Annotated in this window: 9 protein-coding genes and 1 rRNA gene; 3 read left to right on the top strand and 7 right to left on the bottom strand. The window is 68.0% G+C overall.

Going from position 1 to position 11,312, the window contains the following annotated elements:
* From H507_RS0111990 to rplU, 3 genes are all read right to left on the bottom strand, one after another.
* Positions 1 to 136, bottom strand: a 16S ribosomal RNA gene (locus H507_RS0111990); the annotation flags it as partial.
* A gap of 848 nt (positions 137 to 984) precedes the next feature.
* Positions 985 to 1,242, bottom strand: coding sequence for a 50S ribosomal protein L27 (gene rpmA / locus H507_RS0111985; RefSeq protein ID WP_022910943.1), 258 nt, complete (start codon positions 1,240 to 1,242; stop codon positions 985 to 987).
* Positions 1,243 to 1,254: 12 nt separating this feature from the next.
* A complete protein-coding gene (gene rplU / locus H507_RS0111980) occupies positions 1,255 to 1,563 on the bottom strand; it encodes a 50S ribosomal protein L21 (protein ID WP_026378158.1) in 309 nt (102 codons plus the stop codon).
* Positions 1,564 to 1,749: 186 nt separating this feature from the next.
* Between rplU and H507_RS0111975 the strand changes: the two genes are divergently transcribed.
* Positions 1,750 to 2,601 carry a hypothetical protein gene (locus H507_RS0111975; protein WP_022910941.1) on the top strand — a complete coding sequence of 284 codons (852 nt, stop codon included), beginning with the start codon at positions 1,750 to 1,752 and terminating at the stop codon, positions 2,599 to 2,601.
* 96 nt (positions 2,602 to 2,697) lie between these two features.
* Here H507_RS0111975 and H507_RS16620 read toward each other — a convergent pair whose 3' ends face one another.
* A complete protein-coding gene (locus H507_RS16620; RefSeq protein WP_022910940.1) occupies positions 2,698 to 5,559 on the bottom strand; it encodes an Rne/Rng family ribonuclease in 2,862 nt (953 codons plus the stop codon).
* A gap of 214 nt (positions 5,560 to 5,773) precedes the next feature.
* Positions 5,774 to 6,550 carry a TIGR03936 family radical SAM-associated protein gene (locus H507_RS0111965; RefSeq protein WP_022910939.1) on the bottom strand — a complete coding sequence of 259 codons (777 nt, stop codon included), beginning with the start codon at positions 6,548 to 6,550 and terminating at the stop codon, positions 5,774 to 5,776.
* Between the two features lie 86 nt (positions 6,551 to 6,636).
* Between H507_RS0111965 and H507_RS16615 the strand changes: the two genes are divergently transcribed.
* Entirely contained in the window at positions 6,637 to 7,875 is a 1,239-nt protein-coding gene (locus H507_RS16615) for an MFS transporter (protein ID WP_157438976.1), read from the top strand.
* A 60-nt stretch (positions 7,876 to 7,935) separates the two neighbouring features.
* The gene (locus H507_RS0111955) at positions 7,936 to 8,280 is read left to right on the top strand and encodes a tetratricopeptide repeat protein (protein ID WP_022910937.1); all 345 of its coding nucleotides are present in this window, start codon (positions 7,936 to 7,938) and stop codon (positions 8,278 to 8,280) included.
* A gap of 67 nt (positions 8,281 to 8,347) precedes the next feature.
* Here the strand turns inward: H507_RS0111955 and H507_RS16610 are convergent, their stop codons facing one another.
* Both H507_RS16610 and H507_RS0111940 read right to left on the bottom strand, forming a co-directional pair.
* Positions 8,348 to 9,208, bottom strand: a complete 861-nt coding sequence (locus H507_RS16610) for an SGNH/GDSL hydrolase family protein (protein WP_022910936.1) — start codon at positions 9,206 to 9,208, stop codon at positions 8,348 to 8,350.
* Between the two features lie 138 nt (positions 9,209 to 9,346).
* Entirely contained in the window at positions 9,347 to 11,305 is a 1,959-nt protein-coding gene (locus tag H507_RS0111940) for a TIGR03960 family B12-binding radical SAM protein (protein ID WP_022910934.1), read from the bottom strand.
* Positions 11,306 to 11,312 lie beyond the last annotated feature (7 nt).

The raw sequence follows: 11,312 nt of genomic DNA, 5'->3' as shown, positions 1-11,312 counted from the left end.
AAAGTCTGGGGCAGGTTACTCACGTGTTACTCACCCGTTCGCCGCTCGTGTACCCCGAAAGGCCTTACCGCTCGACTTGCATGTGTTAAGCACGCCGCCAGCGTTCGTCCTGAGCCAGGATCAAACTCTCCGTTGAAAACAACAACCACCCCACCAAAAAAAGGCAAGGCAGCCAAGAGTTCCGAATCCCGACAAAAGAAACCATTGCTGGATCTTACTGTCATTCATCAAAGGAATCTCCACCCAAACCAACCCCACAGGGCCAGCCCAGGCACGAGACAAAAAATATCGTCATTACATAGCATTGACTATAAAGCACGCTGTTGAGTTCTCAAGATTCGGGTGCGACCCACACATCCAACCCGAAGGCCATCCGCAAGGGGCAACTCGTGAAACTTTAGTGGGCCGAGATTGTGGAGTCAAATCCGCTTTCCTGGCCCCCCTCCAGGCATCATTCTCGAGGCCGGCGAAGGCCTTCAGGGTGATGCTTGGTGGGTTGTGCCGCTCCGTGGAGCAACCTGAGTTACTCTAGACCTGCTCCACAGGCGAGTCAAATCGGGGTTGTTGGCTGCCTGCTCATCGGCCGGCGACATGGACCTGACTAGCAGTGACGCCTCCCGTTAAGGGCACTCCCCTGGCGGCCACCCATGTTTCCGCTCTCCGACACGGTCACGTCGTCGTCCTCGGTTCGTCGCCCCCGCCCCCTGGAGACTGTCCTCAGCCGGTGTCCGCGACACCAGCTCGAACGCAGGCACGGACTGGGCGGCAACCCCACCCCCCTGCTGCACGTGCACTCTCCTGCGGTCTCACGTCCGAGGCGACCGTCACGGTCGACCGGCGCCCTCCAGACCCGGCATCCTCCGGGCCCCGGGCCGGCGCGACGACGCCGTCGATGGACGGCGACCGGAAGGGACCGTGAACACAACAAGACCGGGGTCGCCCACGAAGGACGACCCCGGTCTGGAGTTCAGAGCAGGTGGAGGCTCAGGCCTCGACGGGCTGCACGTTGATCACGCGACGGCCGCGACGGGTGCCGAACTCGACGGCTCCCTCACGCAGTGCGAACAAGGTGTCGTCGCCACCGCGTCCCACACCCTCACCGGGGTGGAAGTGGGTGCCACGCTGACGAACGATGATCTCGCCGGCGTTGACGACCTGGCCGCCGAAGCGCTTCACGCCGAGGCGCTGCGCGTTCGAGTCACGACCGTTCTTGGACGAGGATGCGCCCTTCTTGTGTGCCATGTCAGTTCTCCCTCAGGCCTTGATGTCCGTGACCTTGACCTGGGTGTACCGCTGGCGGTGCCCCTGGCGCTTCTTGTAGCCGGTCTTGTTCTTGTACTTCACGATGCGGATCTTGGGACCCTTGGTCTCGGCCACCACCTCAGCGGTGATCGAAGCCTTGTCGAGAACGCTCTTGTCAGAGGTGACCTTGTCGCCATCCACCACCAGCAGAGCCTGCAGCTGGACGCTGCTTCCGACCTGGCCTGAAACCTTGTCGATCTCGACGACATCGCCCACGGCAACCTTGTGCTGGCGGCCGCCACTGCGCACGATCGCGTACACGTTGACCTCTTCCATTAGTTCAGTCTTGTCTCGGGTGGCGCTGCGCGCCCACACGTCCCACACGCTTCAGATGAACTGCTTCAACGCACGCGGGAACACCGAGGGACAAGTCTACGGGTGACCCCCCCTGACTGCAAACCCAGCGGCCGGCCACGACCTGTCACACCCACATCCTAGAGTGGAACCATGAGCGAAGACACACTGTTGTTGGGCCCTGCCCCTCGTCCCCAGACCAGCGAAGCACTCACCGCCGCCCTGCGCAGCGCCGTCGCCGCGCTCCTGCCCCGAGGTGTGCAGGGAGTTGACCGGGCGACGATCCAGGCGACGCTCGAGGGGTCGACGATCTCGAACCTCACGGTCGACCTGACGGGGGTCGAGGTGCCCAGCGTGAGCGACGACCTGCTGGACGTGCGCCTCCCTCAGGTGGAGACGAGGTCGTCCGAGCCTGCCACCATCAGCCATGCGACCCTGTCGGCCAACCCCATCACGGTCGCCGGTGCCCGGGTCAGCCTGTCGGGCCAGGTGAACGACCTGCCGGCGTTGTGGGTCGAGACCACGCAGGGGCAGGCCGGTCTGCAGGTGCTCGAACCGAAGGACCCGGCACGACCCGTCTCGGGAGAGGGCCAGGCGTCAGTGGCGAAGGCCGAACTGCAGGCCGCGGCCCTCAGGGTCGGACAGCAGTTCGCCAAGCAGATGGGCGTGACCCTGGACGACCTCACCCTCGACCTGGTGCAGGTCTCGCCGCAGCAGATCAAGTTCGGGGCCGATGCCCGCGTCAAGAAGGGATTCGTGGGCGCAAGCGCGCAGGTGTCCGGTTCCGCCACCCTCGACCAGGCGATGAACGTGACCCTGTCGAACATCGAGGTGGGCTCGAAGAACCCCATCATCAACGCGTTGCTGGGTGCAATGAAGGGTCGCGTCGAGCGCTACAACGGCAAGACCATCAGGATCAACGAGCGGCTGCCCCGGGGGGTACGCCTCACCCATGCCGAGTTCCAGGTCACCGACCAGGTGGTGGTGAAGGGCCGCATCGGCTGACCCTGCCAGAGGGCAAGGACGAGCCACGCAAGGGCGCCCCACCGACATGCATCGGTGGGGCCGCCCATGGTGTCTCACAGCCGCAGGTGGGCGGCCTCAGTCTGCGTCGGATGAACCGCGGCGACGACGACCGCCCCGCCGTCCGTTGGAGCCGGAGTTGCCCGAGGAACCGTTGTTCCCCGATGAACCACGTCGGTCTCCACCGTCGGCCGGCGCCTGGGAGGCCACCGGCTCGTCCGAGCGGTGGTAGCCGCGACCGCCACAGTGCTCGCACTCCTCGGTGAAGGCCTCTGCCAGCCCGGTACCGATCTTCTTGCGGGTCATCTGCACCAGCCCGAGGCTCGTCACCTCCGAGACCTGGTGGCGTGTGCGATCCCGTCCCAGACACTCGACCAGGCGGCGCAGCAGCAGCTCGCGGTTGTTGGGCAACACCATGTCGATGAAGTCGATGACGATGATGCCGCCGATGTCACGCAGGCGCAGCTGACGGACGATCTCCTCGGCCGCCTCCAGGTTGTTGCTGGTGACGGTGGCCTCGAGGTTGCCCTGGGTGCCGGTGAATCGTCCGGTGTTGACGTCGATCACCGTCATGGCCTCGGTACGGTCGATGATCAGCGAGCCACCCGAGGGCAGGAACACCTTGCGCTCGAGCGCCTTGGTGATCTGCTCGTCGATGTGGTGGCTGGCGAAGATGTCGCCGCGCTCGGCGACATCCCAACGGGTGAGTCGTTCTGCCAGGTGTGGCGCCACGTGCGAGACGTAGGCCTCGATGGCGTCATAGGTGTCCTCGCCAGAGCCATTGCCCTGCACCGCCAGCTCCGCGAAGTCCTCGGTGAACAGGTCACGGACGATGCGAACCGTGAGGTCGGGCTCACCGTAGAGGGCTTGGGGCGCGGAGCCCTGCTTGACCTTCTTCTCGATGACGTCCCACTGCGCCTTCAGTCGGTTGACGTCGCGGACCAGTTCGTCCTCAGTCACTCCTTCGGCAGCGGTCCGCACGATGACGGAGGCCTTCTCGTCGATCAGGTGACCCAGGATGTCCTTGAGTCGCTGACGCTCGGTGTCTGCCAGCTTGCGACTGATCCCGGACAGGTGGCCACCCGGCGAGTAGACGATGTAGCGGCCGGGGATCGAGATGTGACTCGTGAGTCGGGCCCCCTTGGCGCCCACGGGGTCCTTGGTGACCTGGACGAGCACCGTCTGGCCCGACTTGAAGACCGTCTCGACCTTGCGCTGGTCACCCTGCGCCCCAAAGGCGTCCCAGTCGACCTCACCGGCGTACAGCACGGCGTTGCGGCCGCGGCCGATGTCGATGAAGGCGGCTTCCATGCCGGGAAGCACGTTCTGGATGCGGCCGAGGTAGATGTTGCCGATCATCGAGGCCGAGGTGTCGCGGTCGACGTAGTGCTCGACCAGCACGCCGTCCTCGAGCACCGCGATCTGGGTGTAGTCGTCCGCCTGACGGATCACCATGCGGCGCTCGACGGCCTCGCGACGGGCCAGGAACTCTGCCTCGCTCAGGATGGGCGCACGCCGACGCCCGGCGGCTCGTCCTTCCTGACGACGCAGGCGCTTGGCAGCCATTCGGGTCGATCCCTCGATCCCGGTGACCTCGTCGGACGACGACGAGCCACGTCCACGGCGCGGTTCACGAACCCGGACGACGACCTCACTGGGGTCGTCCTCGGCGCCGGAGGTGTCCTCGCCGCGACGACGGCGACGGCGACGGCGACGGCGACCGTCGCCCAACTCGTCCGCGCCCTCGTCGGTCGCCTCCGAGTCGTCCGCAGCCTCGCTGTCGGTGGAGTCATCGGCATGGTCGTTGCTGTCGTCGGTGGAGTCGGGGTTCTCGTCCTCGGCGACGTCCTGGTCGTCGTCGGAGTCATCGTCGGCCCCGCGGCGACGCCTGCGGCCCCCGCGGCGACGGCGACGGCGACGGCTGGATCGTTCGCCCTGCTCATCGAGCGCCGCGTCATCCTCGTTCGACTCGTCGTCCTCCGCGACGTCCGCTGGCTCGTCGGCCTGGTCGGTGTCGTCGTCCTGCCCCGTGCCGGCGTCCTCGGCCTCGAGGTCCTGGCCCTCAGGGTTCTGGGCGTCAGGGTTCTGGGCGTCGGGGTTCTGGGCGTTGGGGTTCTGGCCGTCGACGTCTTGGCCCGCACCCTCGGCATCCCCGGTCGGGACGTCCAGCGTCTGGCCGGTGGACGCCGGTGACGGCAGTCCGGCGATGGAGGCCGCGAGCGATTGGAGCGCCAACTCGGGGGACCTGAAGGGATCGGCGATCTCGGGGGCCACCGTGCGCTGGCGACGGCTCGATGCCTGGGCGCGAGCCGCCTCCAGCCGCGAGTCGAGGTCATCGGCGCTTGAGGGTGCTGCGACGACCTCTTCGCGGGCGGGCGCTTCGGTGGTGGCCTCGGACCTGGCCGGGGTGCGTCGGGTTCGCCGGCCACGCGTGGCCCGGGCTGCGGGCGCCGCTGGGGCTGCTTCGACCGGAGCCTCACCTGATTCGGGCGACGCCTCCACCTCGGGGGTGGGCTCGGACACACCGAGATCCGCCCCGGGGACCTCGACAGCGGACGAGCCCGCGGGGGTCGACTCGGCAGCGGGGCTGGTCGCGGTGCCCTGCGCCCTGGTGGCTCGGCGACGGGCCGGACGCTTCGCGGTGGGGGCCTCGGTCACCTCGACCTCCGGGGCAGGGCTCGCCTCGGCGGCGGCCTTCGTCAGGGGTTCCGCGGCGGGGGCGGCAGACTCGACCTGGGGAGCCTTCACGGGGGGGCCGGCGGGGCGGGATGCCGCTCGTCGGCGGCGGGGGGTCTGCCTGTCTCCGGACTGGACCTGAGCAGCCTCGGTCTGACCAGGGTCGGTCTGATCGGGGTGGGTCTGATCGGGGGTGGCCGCCTCCGGCTGCACGGCACCGGGCTGTGCGTCGTTCGGCTGGTTCAGATCATTCTCGTCGAGCATGTGCGCTCCTCTGCATCCACGTCAGGATGCGGCCAAAGGCGCAGCCACGGCCGCGCCAGAAGTCGGTGGGCGGGCGAACACTCCCTGCGCCCCCGCGGTCGATCCCTCGTCGCGGTGTGGCTGGTGAACATCCGGCTCCGTCGAGCACCGGGTCGGTGCTCATCCCTACCGGGAAGTATGGCACAGACACCCCGACGGGGCGGTCAGCCGCGCCTCACCACGGTCGCCGGGCGGCACCTGTCAAGGGGTCCAGCAGCGTGGCGCCCACGCCCTCGCCGGTCAGGGTTCCCTGCATCAGACGGTTCAGCAGGGGCGGACGATCACTGGCCAGCGAGGGGCGCAACTGGCGCAGCGCCTTCACCACGTCGTCCGGTCGCACCAGCGGGGTCTGGTGCAGGCTGATCAGTCTCAGCTGTGCCGTCCCGACCGGGGAATCGTCGATGATGCCCAGTTCGACGACTGCCGATCGGATGTCGAACTCGCGCAGCCCGTTCTTGGTCATTCGCGTGACCAGCAGTGAGTCGGTGGCCAGCAGCTCAGCCACCGCTCCCTCGAGCTCGTGGCGGTCGACCGGACCCAGGTCGATGATCCACGCCGAGCCTGTCAGCCGATCCGGCAACGAGGTGCCCTCGGCCTCCCAGACCTCGAGGATGCGCAACCCCGGCGGCAGCACCTCGTTGAGAGCCGTCAACACTCGCTGCGGGTCACAGGCCTCGCTCAACCCGATCTCGAGGTACTCCGCCTCGGTGGCAGCCGAGGTCGGTGAGGCGTTCGCGTACGAGATGCGTGGGTGAGGGGAGAACCCGGACGAGTAGGCCATCGGCACCCCCGCGCGACGCAGGGCTCGCTCGAACGCCCGCGAGAAGTCACGGTGGCTGGTGAAGCGAGCCGGCCCTCGTTTGGCGTACCGCACCCGCAACCGCTGCACGGGCGGCGCCTGTTGCTCGGGCTGGGAGCGTCGCTTCGAGTACGACTGACTGGCTTCTGACATCAGGCGACATTGAACCACAGGCACCAGGGCGCACCCGCCACGAGCCGGGGCTGCGGAGGGGGGCGCGCAGGTAGACTCCGGCAACTGTGAGCACTCCCACCCCATCCCCCGTTCGAGCTCGGTGGGTCGCCTCCGCGGGCATGGTGGTCGCCATCGCCGTGCTCGCTTTCAACCTCCGCCCGCTGGCCTCGGCCGTCGGGCCGGTACTGCCCCAGTTGCAGGCCGATGTGCACCTGACCGGGGCCACTGCCGGAATCCTGACCAGTCTTCCCACGGCCTGCTTCGCCGTGATCGGGGCCGTGGCGCCCGCCTTGGCCCGCCGGTTCGGCGTGCACCGCATCATCGGGGTGGGACTGGTGGCCATCCTGGTCGGATCGCTCGCCCGCACGCGGGTGTCGGACCCGGTCAGCTTCCTCGCCCTCTCAGCGGTGGGGCTGGCCGGAATGGCGCTGGCCAACGTGCTCGCCCCCAGCGTCGTCCGCCGCCACTTCTCACGCCACGTGGGCCTGATGACGGCCGTCTACTCGTTGACCTTGTCGATCGGTGTCGCGGTGTCGAGCGCGTTCACCGTACCGCTGAGCGAGGCGCTCGGCGGCTGGCGCCCTGCCTTCCTGGTCTGGTGCGTGCCGGTCGTGGTGGCGCTGGTGGCCTGGCTCCCCGCTCTCCCCCACGACCGGGACCATGCCGAGCAACGGGCAAATGCCGGGCGCGGGATCTCACTCGCTGCCGTGGCCCGCACCCGCCTGGGTTGGCTGTTGGGCATCTTCTTCGGATTCCAGTCGGCTCAGGCGTACTCGATCTTCGGCTGGCTGCCCTCGATCTACATCGCTGCGGGGCTGTCCCAGGCCGGCGCCGGTGCCATGCTCGGCATCGCCACCGGTCTGGGGATCCCCCTGGCCTTCCTGTGGCCCGCCTACATGGGGCGCAACCCTCGTCCGAAGGGACTTCTGGTGCTGGTGGTGTGCTCGGGCGCCATCGGATACCTGGGCCTGCTGTTCGCCCCGGCGACGCTGCCCTGGTTGTGGGCCGCACTGATCGCTCTGGGGACCAGCAGTTTCCCGATGATCCTGGCCCTGTTCGGCATGCGCGCCCGCACCGCCGAGGGCACCGCCGCCCTGTCGGGTTTCGCCCAGGCGGTGGGTTACTGCATCGCGATCCTGGGCCCCTTGTCGCTCGGAATCGTCCACGACCTCACCCACGGCTGGTTCTGGCCGGTGGCCCTGCTGGGAACCCTGCTGCTGCCCATGTCGGTGGCCGGTTTCCTGGTCGTCGGTTCCGGCGACATCGAGGACGAGCTACCGTCCCACCCGCACGCCGGGGAATAGCCGAAGGGTCGCACCCGTTGCAGGCAGCACACGCGTCACACATCGAAAGGGGGACGCGCCGTGTTCACCCTGCTCACCCTCGAAATGGCCATCCACGCCTTCGACAGCCGCGACTACAAGAACGCCGCCGAGCGATTCGAGAAGGTGCTCGAAGCCGACCCGACCAACCGCAACGCCCGTGAGTACCTGGCCCGTTCCTACTACCACCGGGCCTCTCTGCCGAAGGCCGAGGCGGTGCTGCGTCAGATCATGGACGAGGACCCGACCAACGACTACGCGCTGCTGCTGATGGCTCGTACCCTCGAGCGCCAGTCGCGCCACGACGAGGCGGCTGCGATCAGGCGCCGTCTCGCCGCGCTCACCGGCGATGAGTCACACCTGGCCGGGTACCGCTCGTTCAGCTGACCCGACCCGCAGCATCCTGCTCAGCAGGTGTGCCTGGCCCCGTCGGGGCCAGGCACACGGCGACCTCTCAGAGAGCGGGGCGCAGCGCGTCTGCGTAGGCGCGCTCCCCCGCGGCATTCGGATGGAAACTGGCCGGCGAGATGACCGGAGCCGAGGTGACTGGGTCGACCCCCAGGATGATCAGCGGGTTGATCCACGCGTCGGCACCTCGACACAGGCCGTGCCCCTCGAACTCGTCGGTCACGTCGACGTACTCCACGTTCGGGTCACCCGCTGCGGTGACGCCGGCTGCGATGGCCCGATTGAGGCCCAGCGCCAGCTGGTCCAGGGGCGCGAGGGCCGCGCTCTGGACGGCGAGTCCGGGAGCGACGGTGCAGGTCGCGGCTGCGGGGTCGAACAACTTCGGGTACCCGGTGACAAGGATCCTGGCGTGCGGTGCGGCCAGCCGGAGTTGCTGGACGGCGGCCGCGGTGCGTGCGGGCTGACTGCTGATGGCCAGCGCGGAGGCCTGGGTCGCCGCACCGCAGGACGGACTGGGGGCCAGACAGGAGCGCAGGACACTCAACCAACCGACGTCGTTGCCGCCGAGCGTGAGGGTGACCTGCTGGGCCCGGAACAGGGTTCGCTGGCCTTGGTCACTGGCGGCGGGCGAGAGGTCGTTCGCCGCTGCGATCTGTGCGGTCAGGGAAGCGGAGGTGGCCCCCGAACAGGCGACCGAGACGGCACGGGTACTGAGCAGTTCGGGGTAGGCGCTGGAAGAAGCCAAGCAGGGACCGCTGGCGTCCCCCACCCCGGTACCGGCTGCGAAGGAGTCACCGAGCGCGACGTATCCGGAGTTCCAGCTGGCGGCACTGGCCGACACGGGCGCGAGGCCGCTCGTGAGCATGAGGACGGCGCCGATGATGGCCAGCCCGAGACGATAGAACATGGTTCCCCCCGTTGGACGCGCTGGCCCGGACGACGCCTGGGTCTGGGCGGGGATCAGGGCTGACCCCCTGCTCATCATCGGCGAGAACTGGGGCCGCCACAAGCCCCAGCTGGGAGGTGACGTGGGCAGCGGGAGCGGTCAGCTGAGGTCGCGGCCCGCCACGCTCAGCGGCAGCAGTTGACGACCGGTGGGGCCGATCTGGATCTCGGTCGACATCTGGGGGCACACCCCGCAGTCGTAGCAGGGGGTCCAGCGGCAGTCATCGACCTCGACCTCGTCGATGGCGTCCTGCCAGTCCTCCCACAACCAGTCGCGGTCGAGACCCGAGTCCAGGTGGTCCCATGGGAGCACCTCGTCGTACTCGCGCTCCCTCGTCGTGTACCAGGCCAGGTCGACCCCGGTGCCCTCGAGGGCGGTCGTGCAGGCTTCAGCCCACCGCTCGTGGCTGAAGTGCTCACTCCACCCGTCGAACTGGCCGCCTTGGCGCCAGACCTCCTCGATCACCTTGCCGATGCGTCGGTCACCCCGGCTCAGCAACCCCTCGATCTGGCCGGGCTTGCCATCGTGATACCTCAGGCCGATGGCCTTCCCGTACTGCTTGTTGGCCCGGATCTTGTCTCGCAACAGCATCAGCCGCCGGTCGATCGTCTCGGGGGAGGCCTGCGCCGCCCATTGGAACGGCGTGTGCGGCTTGGGCACGAAACCGCCGATCGAGACGGTGCAGCGGATGTCGCGGGACCCGGCGGCCTTGCGTCCGGTCTCGATCACCCGCGCCGCCATGTCGGCGATCGCCACCACGTCCTCGTCGGTCTCGGTGGGCAGGCCGCACATGAAGTACAGCTTGACCTGCCGCCAGCCGTTGCCGAAGGCGGTCGCCACGGTGTCGATCAGGTCGTCCTCGGAGACCATCTTGTTGATCACCTTGCGCATCCGCTCCGAACCACCCTCGGGTGCGAACGTGAGCCCGGAGCGGCGTCCGTTGCGCGAGAGTTCGTTGGCGAGGTCGATGTTGAACGCATCCACGCGGGTCGAGGGCAGTGACAATGACACGTTGGTGCCCTCGTACCGGTCGGCCAACTGCTTGGTGACCTCCCCGATCTCGGAGTGGTCGGCGCTCGAGAGCGACAACAGACCGACCTCTTCGAGGCCGGTGTTGCGCAAGCCCTCGGCGACCATGGTGCCGATCGTCTCGATCGAGCGTTCCCTGACCGGACGTGTGATCATGCCCGCCTGGCAGAACCGGCACCCGCGGGTGCAGCCTCGGAAGATCTCGACCGAGTACCGCTCGTGCACCGTCTCGGCCAGTGGCACCAGGGGCTTCTTGGGGTAGGGCCACTCGTCCAGGTTCATCAGCGTGTGCTTGCGCACCTGGAAGGGCACCCCCTCGCGGTTCGGTGCGATCCGCTGGATGCGGCCGTCGGGAAGATAACTGACGTCGTAGAAGGCGGGGACGTAGAACGCGCCGGTCGCTGCCAGGCGCAGCAACAGCCCCTCACGGCCACCGGGACGGTCCTCTGCCTTCCACTCCCGGATGATGTCCGAGATCTGCAGCGACGCCTCCTCTCCGTCGCCGACCACGGCCACGTCGATGAAGTCTGCGATCGGCTCGGGGTTGAACGCCGCGTGGCCGCCGGCCACGACGATCGGGTCGTCGTCGGTGCGCTCGTCCGAGTGGATGGGGATGCCCGCGAGATCGAGGGCATTGACCATGTTCGTGTACCCCAGTTCGGTGGCGAACGAGACACCGAACACGTCGAAGGCACGCACCGGCCGGTGCTGGTCAAGGGTGAACTGCGGCAGACCGTGGGCACGCATGAGGGCCTGCAGGTCGGGCCACAGGGCGTAGGTGCGCTCGGCCAGGATCCACTCCCGCTCGTTGAGGATCTCGTAGAGGATGGCGACGCCCTGATTGGGCTGACCGACCTCGTAGGCGTCGGGGTACATCAGCGCCCACCGGACCGTGGGCTGGCCGACGGTCGTGCCGCAGTCCCAGTCCTTGTGGACGCTATTGTGTTCCCCTCCGACGTACTGGATCGGCTTGCTGACCTGTGCCAGCAGGGGCTCCAGACGAGGGAAGAGCGATTCGGGTGCATTCATCCCGGCC

Source organism: Aestuariimicrobium kwangyangense DSM 21549 (assembly GCF_000421525.1).
GTDB classification, from domain to species: Bacteria; Actinomycetota; Actinomycetes; order Propionibacteriales; family Propionibacteriaceae; genus Aestuariimicrobium; species Aestuariimicrobium kwangyangense.
The sequence above is the reverse complement of the archived record's forward strand: the minus strand, read 5'-3'. Positions and strand labels throughout refer to the sequence as shown.